Source organism: Butyricicoccus pullicaecorum DSM 23266, assembly GCF_900167005.1.
Classification (GTDB): Bacteria; Bacillota; Clostridia; order Oscillospirales; family Butyricicoccaceae; genus Butyricicoccus; species Butyricicoccus pullicaecorum.
Genome location: NZ_FUXW01000013.1, coordinates 14,045 through 33,430 on the forward strand (window position 1 = coordinate 14,045; position 19,386 = coordinate 33,430).

Below are 19,386 nucleotides of genomic sequence, written 5' to 3' on the forward strand. Positions count from 1 at the left end.
GCGCCGCCCGCAGGCGGCAAGACTCTCTTTGCGGCTGAAAGCCGCTCATGAAAACCGTTCCGAGGGAACGGTTTTCTATTTTGTATATTTTAGTTGATTTTCGCTCCGCGAAAATCAAAAAGGGGGTTCCGCGTCCTGCGGGACGCGGCTTGAGGCTCTGCCTCAAGACTCCGCAAGCCTTTTGAAAAAGGCTTGACCGAAAACTTCAATTATGGGTGCGGTGCTTTATTTTCCAACGCAGAAATTCGCGAAGATATGATCTACGATATCATTCTGGACACTCTGACCGGTGAGTTCTCCCAGACTCTCAATCGCGCCCTCGATATCATATACCACGGCATCGGGCGAAAAACCGGCTTTCAAGTGTTCCGCAGCCAATTCCAGACGTTCAGCCGTCCGTTTCAAAGTCTCTGCCTGCCGGATATTGGTAATCAAACCGCCGTCAGAGGGCAGATCACGCACGCCGGTGAGGGTGAGCAGGGTGTCGGTGAGTTCGGACAGACCCTCGCGGTGCTTGGCAGACAGGGGTACGACGGCGCGGAAGCAGTCGGACAGCTCTTCCCAGCCCTCTGCGCGGAGCAGGTCAGCCTTGTTTAAGATGGCGACGGCACGGGCAGCGTTTTTGGCTTCGCGCATGACCATGCGGTCTTCCCCGCCGACCGGTTTGCTGCCGTCAAACACGGCGAGTACGACACCGGATTCGGCTGCATGGCGCACAGCGTCACGGGCACGGGACACACCGATTTTCTCGACCGGGTCGTCGGTCTCGCGCAGACCGGCGGTATCCTGGAGACGGAGCACCAGACCGCCGAGGCACAGCGTTTCCTCGACCGTGTCGCGGGTTGTACCGGCAATATCGGTGACGATGGCGCGGTCGTAGCCGAGCAGCGCATTGAGCAGGGTCGATTTTCCGGCATTGGGACGGCCAATGATGGCGCAGGGCAAGCCCTCGCGCAGGGCACGGCCACGGGAATAGCTCTCGTGAAGGGCGTTCAGACGAGCGCGCATGTCGGACAGGGTCTGACCGATTTCGGTGAGCGGCAGGTCTTCGATCTCCTCGTCGGGGTAGTCGATGACGGCGAGGAACTGGGCGCAGACCGCAATCAAACGCTGACGCATGTCGGCAAATTCGGTCGACATGTGCCCGCCGAGCTGGGAAACCGCGAGCGCGGCGGCCTGTTCAGAGTGCGCGGTGACCAGATCGCCGACCGCTTCCGCGGCGAATAAGTCCAGCTTGCCGTTTAAGAACGCGCGGCGGGTGAACTCACCGGGTTCGGCCTGACGCGCACCGAGGTCAAAGAGCGCGGACAAGACGGCCTGAAGGACAGCCGACGAGCCGTGACAGTGGATTTCGGCCATAGGTTCCCCGGTGTAGGTCGCGGGTGCGGGGAAAAAGACGGCCATCGGCCGGTCGATGACCCGACCGTGCACGGTGAGCACGCCGTAGGTCAGCACGCGGGGCTGTAGATCGCGTGAGCCGACCGGGGTGAAGAGCGCACGCAGACAGGACTCGGCAGCATCGCCCGAGATGCGCACGATACCGATCGCACCGCCGGGGGCGGTGGACAGCGCAGCGATGGTTTGCGCCATAGATCGAACCTCCCTGAAAAATACTTGATATTATTTTATTTTACCATAACAGCGTTCCGAATGCAAAAAATACACACAAAAAGCCCGAAGAAAAACTGGAACTGCCGGGGAAAGCATGCTATAATGGGTGGCGTAAGAAAATTCACAGACTGTGGAGGAACGTGAAACCATGACGTTAAAGAAAGCATATCCGGTGCTGGCGATCGTGCTGGGCGCGACCGGCGGCGTGCTGCACGGATTGGATCTTGTGCAGGGCTATGACAGCGCCGATCTGCCGACGGGTGCACCGTGGCTGACGATGTTGTACGTATTGAGTGCGATTGCGGTGGTTCTGTGCGTCGCAGCGGCATTCACCTACCGCAAGACGAGCGACCGATACAAGGCATTCGAATCCTACCTGACCGGCGGCGGCACGCGGCATAAGACGGTCGCAGTGCTGAGCGGTGAATTGTTTATCGTGTTCGGCCTTGCCGGTTTGTATTATACCATGACGCACATCATGGAAATGACCATGTTTGACCGCGTTACCCTCATTCCCTTGTACCTGCTGGCTATCGTGTCGTGCGTCGCTTTCATGCGACTGGGCGGCAGCGCGGTACGCGGTACCGTGACCGAGGACGACGCGAATATGATCTTTATTCCGATCGCTTGGGCAGCGCTTGACCTGGTCAATACCTTTAAGGAGAACGGCAACGTGCCGATGGAAGGTAAGTTCGTGTTTGAACTGCTGGCAGCCGGCGGCTTGCTGTGCGCATTGCACGCATACGCAAGATTTTTGTTCTCTACCCCTCGCCCGCGCCTGCTCGCCGGATTTGCCGGAATCGGTACAGTTTTTGGCCTGACCGGCGGTATCGGTTTGATTATTCAGTATGTCATGACTGATTTGAGCGACTTGCAGCGCGTCCCGCGTGCGGGTTGTTATGTGATCTGCGCCCTGTGGCTGGCATATCAGCTCAGCCGTATGGCACTGTCGGATGAACCCGAAGGCCCGAAGCTCAAAAGAGGAAAGCCGGTCAACGAATAAGCACCGCACCCAACGCTAAAGCTTTCGCCGGCCTTTCTCGAAAGGCCGCGGAGTCTTGAGGCAGAGCCTCAAGTCGCATCCCGCAGGATGCGAAATCCCCTTTTGATTTTCCCGATCCCCCGCGAGGGAAAATCAACTAAAATTAAAAAATAATCGCGCTCCGCAGAGCGCGACATACTCCGCGCACAAAGTGCGCTCATGAAAACCGTTCCTTTGGGAACGGTTTTCCTTTTGTACTTTACCCAAACTGCGGACGAACAGATTGAGGGTGTGCAGAAGGGTTTAGGGAGAGGCGTCCGTTTCCAAAGAAACGGACGCCATGAGCGCACTTTGTGCGCGAGAGATTGCGCCGCCTGCGGGCGGCGCTTTTATTTTCTATTTTAGTTGATTCCGGTCGTTGACCGGAATCAAAGGGGGAATTTCGCGGCTTGCGAGCCGCGACTCAGGGCGCTGCCCTGAGAACCCGCAAGCCTTTCGAGAAAGGCTTGAGCGAAAGCTTTAATTATGGGTGCGGTGCTGGTCGTTTCGCTTTTCTTTTCCCCGATTTCTTGCTATACTATAAAAAAACGCGAGTGCGGAGGACAACGCATGAAACAGGTAACGATTTACACCGACGGTGCGTGCTCGGGCAATCCGGGACCCGGCGGTTGGGGAGCAATTTTGCAATACGGCACGGCAAAAAAGGAGATTTCGGGCGGCGACCCGATGACGACCAATAATAAAATGGAACTCATGGGCGTCATTTCCGCCCTGGAGCTGCTTAAAGAGCCGTGCAAGATCGATCTTTATTCCGATTCCAAGTACGTCATCGACGGCATCACCAAGGGTTGGGCGAAGGGCTGGAAGGCACGCGGCTGGAAGAAAGCGGATAAGACCCCGGCGAAGAATCCCGAGCTGTGGGACAGACTGCTGGGGCTGTTAGAGGTGCACGCGGTAACATTTCATTGGGTAAAGGGGCATGCGGACAATCCATATAATAACCGCTGCGACGAGCTTGCGGTAGCAGAATGGAAGAAGTACCGCGCATAATTTGACAAAAGAACTTGCGGAAGAACGTCCACCGGGAGAGAGACCGAGCAGTCTTTCACCGGTGGACTTTTCACAGAGTTGTCCAAAATTGCGGCTTTTGCGGGAGGATTTTCCGTTTAGATTGGGAGCGTGTCGCAATTGTTAAAAATTTATGCAAGTGAAATATAAAAATCCTGCAAAAATGTGAAAATAGCCATTGACGGCGGGGGCATTTGCGAGTATGATAATATCAGGAGTGAATTGGAACACCGGCGCGGAGCTTTTCGGCGCTGTGTGTTTACATCCCGCGGCCGCGGCGAGCGTCCGGCGGGCCCGGTAAGGAGGACCTGAATATGCATCGATTTTTGAAGAAGTTCACATGGACGCCTGAGCTGATCGAACTACTGGACGAGTGCAAGGGCGTGTACGTACCCACCAGCAAGCAGGAGCTGTACGAGTCGGTATTCGGTACCGGCCGTTCGGGTAAGTACGATGTCGTATATGACGTAGCAGGCCGCGGTGAGGTGTGTGAAGCGACCGTCGTACGCGCAAAGAACGGCGTAGTCGTCAACTACCCTGAGGATTACATGCGCCGTCGCGATCCCGACTGCATGCGCATCGGTGATGACAAGCCGACCGACAAGCCGCGCTTTAAGGATGTTTACGGTTATGACTTTGCAAAGTGCAAGGCAGATACCCTGAATTGGCTCAAGACTCAGGAACTGATCGTGATGCCCTTCAGTTCGGGCGGCAACGCATACGGTTACGGTTCTATGCTGATTTGCCCGCGCAACGCAGCATTCTTTGCGTATGCAATGGCAAACCTGCAGGGCTTTGTCTCTGCTGAGGAGTCCGAGGGCTTCAAGCCCCGCGCGATCGTTTACGTAGCGCCTCCGTTCCGTCATACCCACTTCAATGGCCGTCAGGTTGTCGTACACAACCGCCTCGACGACTGCCATGAAGTATTCTCTTATAATCTGTATCCCGGCCCGTCTGCAAAGAAGGGCGTATACTCTGTCCTGCTGGACATCGGCGAGCAGGAAAACTGGGTCACTGCACACGCATCGTGCGGCAGAATGGTCACCCAATACGATAACGAGCTGGTTATCATGCACGAGGGCGCATCGGGCGGCGGTAAGAGCGAGATGCTGCAGGACATCGCACGCACCGAAGATGGTCGTGTCGTCCTGTCCACCAACACCGTGACCGGTGAGCAGACGCTCATGAACATGGGCCGCACCAGCCACATCGAGCCGGTGTGCGATGATATGGCAACCTGCTACCCGTCTCTCCAGAACGACAGCGGCAAGCTGGTACTGGTAGACGGTGAGGACGGCTGGTTCCTGCGCATGGACGGCGTTACCCACTACGGCTGTGACCCGGTATACGAGCGCATCTGCACCGAGCCGGACGAGCCGCTGGTATTCTTCAACATTCAGGGCGTGGTCGGCGCGACCAGCCTGATCTGGGAGCACACGCTGGATTCTGACGGCAAGCCCTGCCCGAACCCGCGTGCGATCGTTCCGCGTTCCAAGGTACCGCACATCGTCAACGAGCCGGTCGAGGTCGACATTCGCTCGTTTGGTACTCGTATGCCCCCCTCTACCCGTGAGAACCCGAACTACGGTATTATGGGTATGCTGCACTTCATCCCGCCCGCACTGGCATGGCTGTGGCGACTGGTCGCACCGCGCGGCTTTAAGAACCCGTCCATCGTTGGCGGCGGCGAGCTGAAGAGCGAGGGCGTAGGCTCTTACTGGCCGTTTGCAACCGGTCTGCGTGTTAAGCAGGCGAACCTGCTGCTCCAGCAGATTGTAAGCTGCCCGAACACCCGTTATGTTCTGATTCCGAACCAGCACATCGGCGTATACCATGTCGGCTTCTCCGCTGAATGGATCAGCCGTGAATGGCTGGCACGTCATAACGGCCATGTTAAGAAGGATAAGCTCGAGCCGGCACGCTGCCCGCTGCTCGGTTACGCACTCAAGGAAATGGTAATTGAGGGCCAGCCCATCCGTTCCAAGTACCTGCGCACTGAGACTCAGGATCGCATGGGTAAGGACGGCTACGATGCAGGCGCAAAGATCCTGACCGATTTCTTTGCCAAGGAGCTGGATAAGTTCTATACCGACGATCTGGACCCGCTGGGTCGTGAGATCATCGATTGCTTCCGCCGCGGCGGCACGATCGAGGACTATTGCAAGCTCACCCCGATGAAGCTGTAAGAGAGAAAAAGAAAAGACCGAGGAAGAAATTCCCCGGTCTTTTTTGTAAAGAAAACCACCGCACCCCTAATGGAAGCTTTCGCCGGCCTTTCTCGAAAGGCCGCGGGTTCTCAGGGCAGAGCCCTGAGCCGCGCTCCGCAGAGCGCGGAATCCCCTTTTGATTCCCGGTGTCCGACCCGGGAATCAATAAACTCTCGTTTTAACCGCCCGTCGCAACGGGCGGAATCCCCTCTTGATTCCGGTCAAAGACCGGAATCAACCAAAATAAAAAGAAAAAGCGCCGCCCGCAGGCGGCAAGACTCTTTCGCGCACAAAGTGCGCTCATGGAAAAGACCGTCCCTTCGGACGGTCTTTTCAGAGAATTTCGCTCGCTGCGGCGAGTGATTATTTTTTTGTTTTAGTTGATTTTCGCAAGGCGAAAATCAAAAAGAGAGTTCCGCGTCCTGCGGGACGCGTCTTAGGGCTCTGCCCTAAGAACCCGCAAACCTTTGAAAAGGTTTGATCGAAACTTCAATTATGGCTGCGGTGCCGATTTTGAGCATGAAAAAACCTCTCTGCACGGACAGAGAGGTTTCTCATTTTTTTCAGATATCCTTCAGGAAATTAGCCCTGAGAGATAGCACCTACGGGGCAAGCACCAGCGCAGGTACCGCAGTCAACGCAAGCGTCAGCGTTGATTACGTACTGGCCGTCACCCTCGGAGATTGCGCCTACCGGGCACTCACCTGCGCAGGAACCGCAGCTGATGCAAGCGCCAGAAATTACGTATGCCATGGGAATAGCACCTCCAATTCAAATTACATACTTATTCTATCATAAGATTTCAAAAAGGCAAGTGTTTTGCTTAATGTTAGCTATATGCAACTTGAAAGGGGTCGGAAAAGTTCCAAAATCTGACGTTTCCCACTCCCCAGCGAGGGGTATACTAAGGTCAGAAAGGTCAGAAGGTCAGAAAAAGGTCAAGAAAATGAAAAAGTGAGAAAAAACGAGATTCAGAGAGAAAACAAGAGATAACACCGGATTCTGTAAAACAGATCGAACGCAAAGGTCAGAAAAGATCAGAAATTTCGCTTGCAATTTTGGCGGGAAGGATTATAATAAGAATCACAAGGTCAGGAAAGGTCAGGAACCGAACCAAAGCCTTGAGAAAAAGAAACGAGGTCACGCTTATGAAAATGTCAGATACGATCGCAGCCTTTATTATGGACTGCTTATCCGATGGCGGCGGTGTCGCGGAATTACAGCGGCGCGGCTTGGCCGAGCGGTTTTCCTGCGTGCCCAGCCAGATCAACTACGTCATCGAGACCCGCTTCACCCCGGAAAACGGCTATCTGGTCGAGTCCCGGCGCGGAGGCGGCGGATATATCCGCATCGTGCGCGTACAGGATGATAAACAGCGCATGCTGCTCGAGGCCGCACGGGCGGCGGGCGGACAGCTGACACAGAACGAAGCCGCAAGACTCATCCGTTCGTTCCTGTCTATCGGCCTGCTGACCACCCGCGAGGGAAAATTGCTGATGGGAGCCTGCACCGACGGTGCGCTGTCCGAGATTCCCCCGGAGCACCGCGACCGCATCCGTGCAGCCGTGTTCCGGTGCGCGATCCTGGGCATCACCACTTAAAATAACGTTGTAAACAAAATCTTTTCGTGTATAGATCAAAGGAGTTGAGCCTTTATGCTGTGTCAGAACTGTGGTAAGAATGAAGCCACCATGTATTTCAGACAGACGGTCAACGGGCAGACCAAAGAGATGCATCTGTGCCCGGAATGTGCCGATCAGCTGGGCGTAAACAATCAGTTCGCCCAAAATTTCCATTCCAGTTTCGCAAAACCGTTCGGTTCGTGGTTTGACGACGATCCGTTTTTCACCCAGCCGTTCCAGTCGCTGTTCGGCGCACCGTTTTCGCAGACCGCACAGCTTGGCGGCGGCAGACGCTGCCCGACGTGCGGCATGACCGAATCGGAATTGCAGCGGAGTGGCCGCGCAGGCTGCGCCGACTGCTATAAGACCTTCGAGGACATCTTAACGCCGTACATCCGCAAGCTGCAAGGCGCGACCGCACACGTCGGCCAGGCGCCCAAGGCACAAAACGATGCACAGCCTGTGGAAAACCCGACGACCTCGCTCAAGCAGAAACTGACCGAAGCCATCAAACAGGAAAATTATGAGGAGGCCGCGCGGCTGCGCGACGAAATTCGTCGATTGGAGGGTGAAAACCATGCGTAATTATGCCATTCACGGCGGCTTTACCGGACTTGCCGCTTCTACTCGCGTCCGTCTGGCGCGTAACGTCAAGGGTTACCCCTACCGCAATTTAACACCCGGTCAGCTGACCGAGATCGCAAATAAGGTCTGGGACGCACTCTCTGCCGCACCGGCAGTCGCAAACGGCCTGCACATGACCGATGTCCGCGCAGGCAGTCAGGAAGCCATGCAGCTGATTGAAAAACACATGATTTCCCCGGAGTTTGCCAAGAAGGGCGGCAAGCTGATCGCCTCGGACAGCGGCGATATCGCCATTATGCTGGGCGAGGAAGATCACATCCGTTTGCAGGTCATGGGCACCGGCTTGTGCCCCAAGGAGTGCATGGAGACGGCAAAACGCATTGCCGATCTGATCGAAAACCGTGTCCCCTTTGATTACAGCGACCAGCTGGGCTACCTCACCGCTTGCCCGTCCAATCTGGGCACCGGCTTGCGCGTGTCGGTTATGCTCCACCTGCCTGTTTTGACCCAGTCTGGCGCAGCGGAACGACTGGTCGGCTGGGCTGCTCGACAGGGCTTCACCGTGCGCGGTGCGTACGGCGAGGGCACTCGCGCCGCAGGCGGTTTCTATCAGATTTCCAACCAGATCACTCTGGGTCTCAGTGAGGACGCAATTGTCGATAAACTCATCACCGCCGCAACCGAGGTCATCGATCAGGAGAAAAAGGCACGCGAACAGCTCAGAAGTCAGAACGAAGATGCTCTATTTGACCGTATCGCTCGCTCGGCTGGCGTCCTGCGCCACGCAAGATTGCTGCCCAGTCAGGAAGCAGTCACCTGTATTTCCGATGTGCTTATCGGCTTGCAGATGGGTTATCTGACCGGCGTTTCCCCGGAAGAACTCATCGAGACAGAACAGATGACCCAACCGGCTCTGATCGCCGGCGCTCCGCATGAACGCGACCGCGTCCGCGCACAGAAATTGCGTGAAGTCACTGAGAACTTGAGAATTCAGGGCTAAGTACGCACCCCTAATTAAAGCTTTCGCCAGCCTTTCTCGAAAGGCTGCGGGTTCTCAGGGCAGAGCCCTGAGACGCGCTCCGGCCCGTAGGTCACTATCCTTATTTCCGCGCTGTGCGCGGATAAAATGAGTGCTAGAGCGCGGAACTCCCCTCTTGAAACCCGGTGTCCGACCCGGGTTTCAACCCAAAAATAACAAAAAAAGCGCGACCAGCGGGTCGCGCTTCTCATGAAAATTTTTGTTGATTCCGGCTGAGGCCGGAATCAAGAAGAGATTTCGCCATCTGCGGATGGCGACCAGGTTCCACCTGGACGGGCCAGGCTGCGCGCCTGGACTGCGCCGGGCCGCAGGCCCGGACCCATTTTAAATTCAATCCTAAATTTACGTTTTTCTCTCCCGAAAGGAGTGTATCTATATGCTTTATAACAACCGCTTCACCGACCGTGCATCTTCGGCGCTCCAGCTTGCGCAGGAAGCCGCCGGACGCATGGGTCATAACTACGTCGGTTCCGAGCATCTGCTCGACGGCCTTGTATTGGAAGGCGGCGGCATGGCTGCCAAAGTGCTGACCGAGGCCGGTGTGACCGCTCAGAAAATCGAACAGCAGATTGAGAAGCTGGTCGGCTTCGGCGCACCCGACCCGTCTGCACCGCAGGGTCTGACCCCGCGCACCAAGCGCATCGTCGAACTGGCAGTCGCAGCCGCATCCCAGCTTGGTCATAGCTACGTCGGCACCGAGCACCTTCTGTACGGCCTGATGTACGAGGGTCAGAATGTCGCAATCACGATTTTGAACGCTCTTGGCGTGGATTCCCGCAGCCTGATGCAGACGCTGTCGCAGCACATGGGTGAGCATCAGCCGACCGGCGGCGCAGCTGGTCAGAGCGCATCCGAGCCGGAGGCTGCCGGCGGCGCTGGCAAGGCGCTGGCACAGTACGGCAAGGACTTAACCAAGGCTGCGCGTGACGGTCAGCTTGACCCGGTCATCGGCCGTAAGAACGAGATCGACCGCGTCATCCAGATCCTGTCCCGCCGTACCAAGAACAACCCGGCACTGGTTGGCGACCCGGGCGTCGGCAAGACCGCAGTTGCCGAGGGTCTGGCGCAGAAAATCGCGTCGGGCGACGTACCGGATAACCTCAAGGACAAGAAGCTCATCGCCCTTGACCTGACCGGCATGATTGCAGGCGCAAAGTATCGCGGCGAGTTCGAGGAGCGCATCAAGAGTGTGCTGGAGGAGCTGCAAAAGGATAAGAACGTCATCCTGTTCATCGATGAGCTGCACATGATCGTCGGCGCAGGCGCCGCAGAGGGCGCAGTCGACGCTGCAAATATCTTAAAGCCCGCACTCGCTCGCGGTGACATCCAGATCATCGGCGCAACCACGCTCGACGAGTACCGCAAGCACATCGAGAAGGACGCAGCACTCGAGCGTCGTTTCCAGCCGGTCACGGTCAACGAGCCGTCGCCCGAGGAGGCTGTGCAGATTCTGACCGGTCTGCGTGACCGCTACGAGGCACATCACGGCATCAAGATTTCCGACGAGGCCATCGAGGCAGCCGTCAAGTTGTCTGTCCGCTATGTCTCCGGCCGTCAGCTGCCGGATAAGGCCATCGACCTGATCGATGAGGCATGCTCGCGTGTTCGCATGCAGGCCATGACGCCCCCGCCCGATTTGAAGACCCTCGAGGACGAGATTTCTGCCCTGTCTGCCAAGAAGGACGAGGCCGTCCGTGCGCAGGATTATGAGCAGGCTGCTAAGCTGCGCGACGAGCAGACCGCAAAGCAGGCCGAGGCTGACAAGCAGCGCAAGGCTTGGGAGGACACCAAGGCAACTGCGCGTGATACGGTATCGGCTGACGATATTGCAGAGGTCATCGCAGGCTGGACCGGTATTCCGGCAGCTCGTTTGACCGAGGACGAAGGCCAGCGCCTGTTACAGCTCGAGGATACCCTGCACGCTCGCGTGATTGGTCAGGACGAGGCTGTTAACGCCGTTGCCCGCGCCATCCGCCGCGGCCGTGTCGGCCTGCGCGACCCCAAGCGCCCGATTGGTTCGTTTATCTTCCTCGGCCCCACCGGTGTCGGTAAGACCGAGCTGTGCAAGACCCTTGCAGAAGCCCTGTTCGGTGACGAAAACGCAATGCTGCGCTTCGATATGTCCGAGTATATGGAGAAGCATAGCGTTGCACGCATGATTGGTTCGCCTCCGGGATACGTCGGCTATGACGAGGGCGGCCAGCTGACCGAGAAGGTCAGAAGAAAGCCGTACTCGGTTGTCCTGTTCGACGAGATCGAGAAGGCGCACCCCGATGTCTTTAACATCCTGCTTCAGATTCTGGAAGACGGCCAGCTGACCGACGGTCAGGGTCGTAAGGTGGACTTCAAGAACACTGTGCTCATCATGACCTCCAACATCGGCGCACAGAAGATCACCGGCAAGGGCCGTAAGACCCTGGGCTTCGGCGGCGACGAGCAGCCCACCGGCGAGCAGAGCTTTGAGGATATCAAGAAGGAAGTTCTGTCCGACCTCAAGGAGGCATTCCGCCCCGAACTCATTAACCGTATCGACGAGATCATCGTCTTTAACCGCCTGACCGAGGAGGAAATCGGCAAGATCGCAGACGGCATGCTCAAGCAGGTTGCATCCCGCATGGACGAGATGGAGCTGACGATGGATTGGACTCCGGCAGCGCGTGCACATCTGGTCAAGGCTGGTTTCGACCCGATCTACGGCGCTCGTCCGCTCAGACGTGCTATCCAGTCCGAGGTCGAGGACCTCGTCGCTGAGGACTTCCTGCGCGGCAATGTCCAGCGCGGCCAGCACGTCACCTTGGACGAGGAAGACGGTAAGCTGATTCTCAAATCTGCACAGACCACCGAGGAGTCTAAGGACTAATCACCGCACCTCTTACTGAAAGTTTCGCCAGCCTTTTCAAAGGCTGCGGGTTCTCAGGGCAGAGCCCTGAGACGCGCTCCGCAGAGCGCGGAATCCCCTCTTGATTCCCGGTGTCCGACCCGGGAATCAATAAAAACAACAAAAAAAGCGCGACCCGCAGGTCGCGCAACTCTTCTCCGTTCATGGCTTGGCCGAGCAAGTCGGCCACAGCCTTACGGGAAAACGCCCCACAGGGGCCTTTTCTCAATCCGTAAGGCTCATTAAGACCCGACCTACTGGATCGGGTCTTTTTTTTATGCCTTACTTACGCACCACATCCAGCCGACACCTGCGCCGGCTTTCTCGCAGCCTTGGCCACTCTCAGCACCAGATAAACGCCGAAAATCACCGTGTACAGCACAATATCCATCCACTTTTTTTCAAATTTCGGGATAAACAGTACCATCACATGTACGTAGATGAGGCCAAAGAACACATACGCCAAACGCTGGAGCTTCTTCCAGTCTCCCCCGCGCATCTTGCCGCGGATGGCCTTGAACGAGGTCACCATCAGCGGGAGCATGACCGCGATCATCACGATCGAGATGATGGCCGCCGTCATGGTCTGGGGCTTCATCTCGGCGGGATTGGTAAAGAGCATCACGAAGTGCTTTTTGCCGTAAATGATGTTGTGACCGAGGGTCAGAATGCACGCGATGATGGACAGCTGACCGCGTACACCCATGAGCTTGCGGACAGCGGGACGCTTTGCGTCCAGCGCACCCACATACATGACGACCATAAACATGGCGGTGGACAGTGCGCCGCGCTTAAAGGGATTTACGATGTGGTCGGTGAGCCATTCGGGCGCGATATCGCGCCAGCCGAGCTGGTAATACAGGACTTCGGCGACGACGATGAGCACCGCGAGGGCGTAAAACGCGCCGGCATGTTTGCGGATAGCGCCTTGACAGCCGAGGGCGAAAATGAGCGTGAGTACGAGAGATACCAGGATATAGGGGTACATACCATTCCTCCTTCTTTGTGTGAGAGATCGATTAGTTAGTCATAGCTAACTGTCTGAGAGTATATAACAGAAATTTCGATAAGTCAACTATTTTGTCGTGCAAAGTCTTAAATAAATCTTAAAATAATCTTAAACTGTCCTTAATTGGAGTTTTTAAGAGAAAATGGTATGATGGAAACAGAGGGAGACAGACGTTTTTGCGGTGAAGTGGGAAAAAAGAAAACCGTTCCCGGCGGGAACGGTTTTTATGAGCGCGCTTTGCGCGCAAAGGGTCTTGCTCGCTGAGGCGAGCGCTCTTTAGTTATTTTTGGTTGAAACCCGGGCCGGACACCGGGTTTCAAAAGGGGATTTCGTGTCCTGCGGGACACGACTCAGGGCTCTGCCCTGAGAACCCGCAGCCTTTGAAAAGGCTGGCGAAACTTTCAGTGAGGGGTGCGGTGATTATCGTTACTTTCGACCGAGCAATTTCCGCGCGAAGCCTTTGAGTTTCTCCATACCGCTTGTCTTGGTATAATCTGCGACGACAGCGGCGAGGGGTTCGTTTTCCAATCGCTTCATAGCCTCATTTCTCTGCGGGTGATCGTGTGCCGAGGTGGTGACAGCAGGGTTATACTGTGTCGCCTGGGCAAAAGTGACGGCCTTACTCTCCACCCGATCCGCGATCGCCGCGAGGGCTTTTTTACCCTGTTCGGTCTGCACGAGCACGAGCGAAGTACCCTTATCATCGTCCATATCGGGCAGGAATTTTTCGATGCCCCAGAAGTCGCCCAGGGTGAGGTCGGCGTAGCCGCCGGTTTTAGCCGGGCAATCGGTGCACGAGGGACGGTTATAGAGGTCACGCAGGAAGCCCTTCATATACGGGTCGTCCATGACCGGGCGCAGAATCTCCTTGCCATCGACGAAGTAGTTGGTTGCGTATCGCTTCCAGCTCTGGCGTTTGTCGCGCAGGCGCACGTCGGTGACTGTGCCCAGTTCGCGCAGGTTCTTTTCCCAGATTTTGGGAGACGGCACGCCATGGCAGACGATGGCGACCGTGAGCACCTTGTCGGCGTCGCCGCCGAGGTAAGCACGCAGACCGGAGGTCTGGCAGGGCGTACCCGAGAACAGAACCGGGGTGTTGTTGTCTACGAGGTCACGAATCTGGCGGAACACGTCGCCGAGGTCGGACTGCACATATTTTGCGCCGCGCATGGGCTCCACGCCGGTTTCGTCCCAGGCGATGACGTGCTGGACGCGGAAATCGTCGCCGAATACCGCGCCGCACACCGCGCCGCCATGGTTCAGAACATCGGTGGACAGCAGCGAGAACACGCCGCCCGACGAGGAGAACCGGCGCAGGATGTCGTCCTTTGCGCGTACGGCCATAGCCTGCGGCTGGGGCGGATTGGGCTTGCGGTTCAGGCACGGGCAGACGGCTTCGCAGGCGTCGCAGCCGATGCACAGGTCAGGATTGACGACCGGATAGGAAAAACCCTCGTCATCTGTCTGCATGGTGATGCAGTTTTGCGGGCAGACCGACACGCAGGCGGTGCAGCCGCAGCATTTGGTTTTATCGGTAATCTGAATCATAATAGCGTTCACCTTTTCTGTTAACTCTCGAAATAGAGCGGATAAGGGTATTATACCACAGATTCGTGAAAAGTCGAACGGCTGGCATGCAGAAGGCAGAGAAATGACCGGAGTCAGGAGATATCTGCCAAAATGGATAAAAAACGTCTTAAAATTTTGTTGATATTTTTTTACAATTCAGGTAACAAAATGGAATCAAGGATCGTCTAATAAGTAGTGAGAAAAAATGCAGGCGGAGGGGGAAAGAATCATGCCGATACCGATGAAAAGAAAGACAGGGTATGCGTTTGCGTACGGATCGCTCGCGATTGCAGGCATCTTCATGTTGCTATACCTGCGGTCGGGCTGGATTCTGCACCCGCTGCCCATGATTTTATACGGCGGACTGGGTCTGACGCTGGTAGCGTCGGTGGTCGGAGCTATTATACTGGCAGCCGACGGCGTGCGATTGCTGCTGCGCCGGCCGGTAGGACGATGGTATAAGATCGTGCTGGATTTTGTGCCGCTTTTGCTGTGGCTGATATTTTGGATGCTTTGACGGCGAGAAAGCCGAAGGGGTGAAGGACGGATGGAGAGACAGAGAACCCCGATCCTGTGCGCCGTAGGTGCAGGATTGTTGTTTGCAGCGCTGATTACGGATGGATTTATCTTTGTGCGCCGACCGGAGACAGGAGCGGTGCTGTTTGTGGGCGAATTGCTGGTGGTACGCCTTGTGTGCATGGGACTGACAGCCGCCGGGCTTGCGGCCTGCCGCGCACGCACGCGCACCCAGACCGGACGCATCTACCTGCTTGGACTGGCGGTAGCGGTTGTCCTGTCGGTGGTGCAGCTGAGCATGCTCACGGTGGACGGGCCGTCGATCGACCTGTCCCAGTTCACACCGGGCTTTGTGCTCATGCTGCTGGGCACGGCGGTCATCTGCCGCCGCACTGCACTGCACGTGGTGCTTGACTGCGCCGCTCTGGGACTGAGTGCTCTGGTCTGGCTGTCACCTGAATGGCTGTTTGGCTGGGGCGTGAGCGCATGCTTTTTCGACGTGCTGTGCATCACGACGACCCTGTTTTTGCTGCCAGCCGCAGACGCAGCTTATCGCGTAATCACCCGCTCGACGCGCTCGACTCGCCGGGAACTGTAAAAGAAAGCTCGCACCCCTATTGAAGCTTTCGCTCAAGCCTTTCTCGAAAGGCTTGCGGGTTCTCAGGGCAGAGCCCTGAGTCGTGTCCCGCAGGACACGAAATTCCCCATTGAAACCCGGTGTCCGACCCGGGTTTCAACAAAAAAATAAAAAAAAGCGCTCGCCGCAGCGAGCAAGACTCTCTGCGCGCCTGGCGCGCTCATAGAATCCGTTCCCACCGGAACGGATTCCCACCTCCCTACCCTTCCATTTCTGCATATCAAAAGACCGCTCTTTCGGAGCGGTCTTTTTTTATACCCATTTTGCAATTTTACCCGGTCGTAAACGAGTCGACCAGCCAGTCGCCCGACGCATTCTGGGTCAGCCAGACATAAAACGAGGTCTCGGTTTCGGGATAGAGTGCCGAAGTCGGCGCGGTTTCCATCTGGACAGCGACCAGAAAACCCTCTTTATCCTCAATGGTCTGTTCCTGAATGTTTTCGGCCTTGGCCCAGACCATGCCGAAGACATCGCCGTCGTGGAAATACGTGTCTACACAGTCCTCGGTGCAGTAATCCTGCATGGACTGGTAGTTTGCGGTCTCGAACGCGGCAAAGAAGGCCTGTACCGTGTCCTCGGGAGAGGTTTCCGCTTGCCCACCCGATTGACAGGCGGTGAGCAGCACACACAGTAAGGTCAGACAGAGAATGGTGATTTTTTTCATAGCCGACACACTCCTTTAAATTCCCGTTTTTCTTACGGCATTGTCTTGGAAGCGGAAGAACTTGGGATGGTGGCGGGATTGGGTGTACTCAAACATCACACCGTCCCCATTGTAGGTCTGGCTGCTCACCACGGCCAGACAGTTGCAGTCGTCCATGTCGAGGTACTGGAGGTCAAGCCCGTCCGCCTTTTCAACCGTCACAACACGCTTGCTGTTGATAATGGCGACGTGCAAGTCCTGCTCGAGATAGCGATAGATCGAGCCGGACGCGATCTCAGCGGTCAGCCCGACCGCGACATCCTGCCGGAAGTAGCTGTGGTTTAAAATCAGCGGCCGATCGTTTAAATAGTGCAGACGGCGCAGATAATAGAGCGGCGTGCCGACCGGGAACCCGGTGCGCCGCGCCAGCGACTCGTCGGCTTCGAGGGGCATAAAGCACAGGATGGTGCTGGTACCGCGCCAGTGGTTGCGTACAGCGGACTCGGCGAAGGATTCGATGCCGCCGAGGGTAAAGGTAGCCTGACCGGAGGGCTGGAAGATGCAGCGCACGCCCTTGCCCTGCATGGTCTGGACGTAGCCGGCGCGGACCAGCTCGGCGACCGCACGGCGGAGCGTGCCGCGGGAGCAGTCGAACTCGACGATGAGCTTGTTTTCCGAGGGCAGCAGCTCCTGCGGGGGGTAGAAACCGGACTCAATCCTGCTTTTCAGTTCGCGATAAATTTGTTCGTAAATAGCCTTTGGCATGGACGACCCTCACTCTCATCGGACGCGGAAAGCCGTCCGGATGTGAATTCTAAACCCTATTATATCGCACAAAGGAGCGCTTGCCAATCCTGGAATTGTGCGCAAACCGACTGGTCAGAGTGCCTAAAAAAGAATTTGATTTTTTGGTCAAAAATCGCCTTGCAATCGCCCTGAAAAAGGGGTATCTTATGTACAAGCAAAATAACTTGTTTAAACAAGTTGAGTACAAGGAAACAAATGAAAGAGGAGGAACCCCATTTATGGCAAAATACCAGCAGGCAGTCCAAACGCTGCTGGATGAAATTGGCGGCAAGGCCAACATCCAGGCAGTTTCCCACTGCATGACGCGCATGCGTTTCGTGCTTGTGGACCCGAAAAAGGCCAACGAAAAGGCCATCGAAGCGATTCCGTGCGTCAAGGGTACATTCACCCAGGCCGGACAGTATCAGGTCATCATCGGCAACGACGTTGCGACTTTCTATCAGGAATTTACCAAGTACGCGGGTATCGAGGGCGTGAGTAAGGACGCGGTCAAGAGCGCGGCCAAGACCAACCAGAACCCGGTACAGCGCGTCGTGGGCGCACTGGGCGAAATCTTTGCCCCCATCATCCCGGCACTTATCTGCGGCGGTCTGATTTTGGGTTTCCGCAACCTCATCGGTGAGGTCAATTTGCTGGGCGGCGGCACGCAGTCGCTGACCGATGTATCCCAGTTCTGGGCGGGACTGTATAACTTCCTGTGGCTGATCGGTGAGGCCATCTTCCACTTTCTGCCGGTTGGTATCACCTGGTCGATCACCAAGAAGATGGGCACGACCCAGATTCTCGGTATCGTACTCGGCCTGACGCTCATCTCTCCCCAGCTCTTAAACGGCTTCTCGGTCGCAACCACCGCAGCCGAAGACATTCCGGTCTGGGATTTCGGCTTTGCACAGGTACAGATGATCGGCTATCAGGGTCAGGTCATCGCGGCCATTTTGGCAGGCTTCGTCCTGGTTTATCTTGAAAAATTCTTCCAGAAGATTTGCCCGGAAGTCATCCGCATGGTTGTCGTTCCCTTCTGCGCACTTGTTCCCGCTGTACTCATCGCACACACCGTGGTCGGCCCGATCGGCTGGAAAATCGGTGATTTTATCGCAAATATCGTCAACATGGGCCTTGCATCCAATGTCAAGCTGCTCTTTGCCGCACTGTTCGGCCTGCTGTACGCACCGATCGTTATGACCGGTCTGCACCACATGACCAACGCCATCGACTCCCAGCTGGTCAACACCTACGGCGGCACCAACCTCTGGCCGATGATCGCGCTGTCCAATATCGCGCAGGGCTCGGCTGTTCTGGGCATGATCGTCCTGCAAAAGCGCAATGAGCGCGCCCAGCAGATCAACATTCCGGCATGTATCTCCTGCTATCTCGGCGTTACCGAACCTGCACTGTTCGGTGTTAACATGAAATATGTATTCCCGCTGGTATGCGGCATGATCGGCTCGGCCTGCGCGGCTATGATCTCGATCGGCACGGGCGTGACCGCAATTTCCATCGGTGTCGGCGGCCTGCCGGGCATCCTGTCCATCTTCCCCGAGTATTGGGTCAACTTCCTGCTCGCGATGCTGACCGCGATCGTCGTTCCCTTTGTCCTGACCATCGTGGTCGGCAGCCGCAAGCTTGGCCGTGAGGAGCGCGGTCTTGTGACCGCAGGCGCACCGGCAGCCGCAGAGAGCGTACCCGAAACCACCGCTGAGACCGCTTCTCAGACCCCTGCACCGGCCACCACCCAGCAGGCAGACAACGTCCTGACCGCCATCGCAGATGGCCGCGTCATTCCGCTGTCCGACGTACCCGACGAAGTATTTTCTCAGGGCGTTATGGGCGACGGCGTGGCTTTCGAGCCGACCGGCGATACCATTTACGCACCGGCAGACGCTGAAATCACGGTCGTCATGGCCGATACGGGGCACGCATGCGGCCTGCGCATGAATGACGGCACCGAGCTGCTCATCCACGTCGGCGTAGATACGGTGGACATGGGCGGCGACGGCTTCACCCTGCACGTATCCGAGGGCGACAAGGTGCGCCGCGGCGATGCACTCATTACCTTTGACGCAAATAAAATCGCAGCCGCAGGCCATCCGACGACCACCATGCTGATCGTCACCGACCCGGGCGCACACAGCCTGGTAACGCATACCGGCCGTGAGGTCAAGCACGGCGAGACCCCGGTCGCTGAACTGGGCTGACACCTGTTTTTTAGGAGG

The 19,386-nt window shown here is 56.6% G+C and carries 16 protein-coding genes; 10 read left to right on the forward strand and 6 right to left on the reverse strand.

The features are described from left to right. Positions 1–225: 225 nt before the first annotated feature. Positions 226–1,590 carry a tRNA uridine-5-carboxymethylaminomethyl(34) synthesis GTPase MnmE gene (mnmE, locus tag B5D52_RS13295; RefSeq protein ID WP_016148878.1) on the reverse strand — a complete coding sequence of 455 codons (1,365 nt, stop codon included), beginning with the start codon at positions 1,588–1,590 and terminating at the stop codon, positions 226–228. Positions 1,591–1,759: 169 nt separating this feature from the next. Between mnmE and B5D52_RS13300 the strand changes: the two genes are divergently transcribed. The 3 genes from B5D52_RS13300 to B5D52_RS13310 all read left to right on the forward strand — a co-directional run bounded on the left by B5D52_RS13300 (position 1,760) and on the right by B5D52_RS13310 (position 5,847). After that, positions 1,760–2,614, forward strand: a complete 855-nt coding sequence (locus B5D52_RS13300; protein WP_016148879.1) for a hypothetical protein — start codon at positions 1,760–1,762, stop codon at positions 2,612–2,614. 588 nt (positions 2,615–3,202) lie between these two features. Further along, positions 3,203–3,643: a ribonuclease HI gene (gene rnhA / locus B5D52_RS13305; RefSeq protein ID WP_016148880.1), complete on the forward strand. Its 441-nt coding sequence runs from the start codon at positions 3,203–3,205 to the stop codon at positions 3,641–3,643. 332 nt (positions 3,644–3,975) lie between these two features. Beyond that, a complete protein-coding gene (locus tag B5D52_RS13310) occupies positions 3,976–5,847 on the forward strand; it encodes a DUF4914 family protein (protein WP_078689229.1) in 1,872 nt (623 codons plus the stop codon). 603 nt (positions 5,848–6,450) lie between these two features. Here the strand turns inward: B5D52_RS13310 and B5D52_RS13315 are convergent. Then, complete coding sequence (locus B5D52_RS13315) at positions 6,451–6,621, reverse strand: DUF362 domain-containing protein (RefSeq protein WP_016148882.1); 171 nt, start codon at positions 6,619–6,621, stop codon at positions 6,451–6,453. A gap of 395 nt (positions 6,622–7,016) precedes the next feature. On the opposite strand from B5D52_RS13315, the gene B5D52_RS13320 reads away from it, so the two are divergent. The 4 genes from B5D52_RS13320 (at position 7,017) to B5D52_RS13335 (ending at position 11,974) form a co-directional block, all read left to right on the forward strand. Further along, positions 7,017–7,469, forward strand: coding sequence for a CtsR family transcriptional regulator (locus tag B5D52_RS13320; RefSeq protein ID WP_016148883.1), 453 nt, complete (start codon positions 7,017–7,019; stop codon positions 7,467–7,469). Between the two features lie 54 nt (positions 7,470–7,523). Beyond that, complete coding sequence (locus B5D52_RS13325) at positions 7,524–8,075, forward strand: UvrB/UvrC motif-containing protein (RefSeq protein ID WP_016148884.1); 552 nt, start codon at positions 7,524–7,526, stop codon at positions 8,073–8,075. Then, positions 8,068–9,075, forward strand: a complete 1,008-nt coding sequence (locus B5D52_RS13330) for a hypothetical protein (protein ID WP_016148885.1) — start codon at positions 8,068–8,070, stop codon at positions 9,073–9,075. Before B5D52_RS13325 ends, B5D52_RS13330 begins: the two co-directional genes overlap by 8 nt. Before the next feature lie 415 nt (positions 9,076–9,490). Next, positions 9,491–11,974: an ATP-dependent Clp protease ATP-binding subunit gene (locus B5D52_RS13335; RefSeq protein ID WP_016148886.1), complete on the forward strand. Its 2,484-nt coding sequence runs from the start codon at positions 9,491–9,493 to the stop codon at positions 11,972–11,974. Between the two features lie 304 nt (positions 11,975–12,278). On the opposite strand, the gene B5D52_RS13340 is transcribed toward B5D52_RS13335, so the two are convergent. Further along, complete coding sequence (locus tag B5D52_RS13340; protein WP_016148887.1) at positions 12,279–12,980, reverse strand: ferric reductase-like transmembrane domain-containing protein; 702 nt, start codon at positions 12,978–12,980, stop codon at positions 12,279–12,281. A 447-nt stretch (positions 12,981–13,427) separates the two neighbouring features. Beyond that, positions 13,428–14,549, reverse strand: a complete 1,122-nt coding sequence (locus tag B5D52_RS13345; protein ID WP_016148888.1) for a Coenzyme F420 hydrogenase/dehydrogenase, beta subunit C-terminal domain — start codon at positions 14,547–14,549, stop codon at positions 13,428–13,430. Between the two features lie 262 nt (positions 14,550–14,811). Between B5D52_RS13345 and B5D52_RS13350 the strand changes: the two genes are divergently transcribed. Continuing rightward, on the forward strand, positions 14,812–15,087 hold the full coding sequence (locus B5D52_RS13350) for a hypothetical protein (protein WP_147535142.1): 276 nt from the start codon (positions 14,812–14,814) through the stop codon (positions 15,085–15,087). A gap of 30 nt (positions 15,088–15,117) precedes the next feature. Beyond that, on the forward strand, positions 15,118–15,684 hold the full coding sequence (locus tag B5D52_RS13355) for a hypothetical protein (RefSeq protein ID WP_016148890.1): 567 nt from the start codon (positions 15,118–15,120) through the stop codon (positions 15,682–15,684). A gap of 310 nt (positions 15,685–15,994) precedes the next feature. Here B5D52_RS13355 and B5D52_RS13360 read toward each other — a convergent pair whose 3' ends face one another. Beyond that, positions 15,995–16,387 carry a nuclear transport factor 2-like protein gene (locus B5D52_RS13360; protein ID WP_016148891.1) on the reverse strand — a complete coding sequence of 131 codons (393 nt, stop codon included), beginning with the start codon at positions 16,385–16,387 and terminating at the stop codon, positions 15,995–15,997. A 15-nt stretch (positions 16,388–16,402) separates the two neighbouring features. Further along, positions 16,403–17,131, reverse strand: a complete 729-nt coding sequence (locus B5D52_RS13365; RefSeq protein ID WP_016148892.1) for a GntR family transcriptional regulator — start codon at positions 17,129–17,131, stop codon at positions 16,403–16,405. A 260-nt stretch (positions 17,132–17,391) separates the two neighbouring features. Between B5D52_RS13365 and treP the strand changes: the two genes are divergently transcribed. Further along, positions 17,392–19,368, forward strand: coding sequence for a PTS system trehalose-specific EIIBC component (treP, locus tag B5D52_RS13370; protein WP_016148893.1), 1,977 nt, complete (start codon positions 17,392–17,394; stop codon positions 19,366–19,368). The last annotated feature ends 18 nt before the right edge of the window (positions 19,369–19,386 follow it).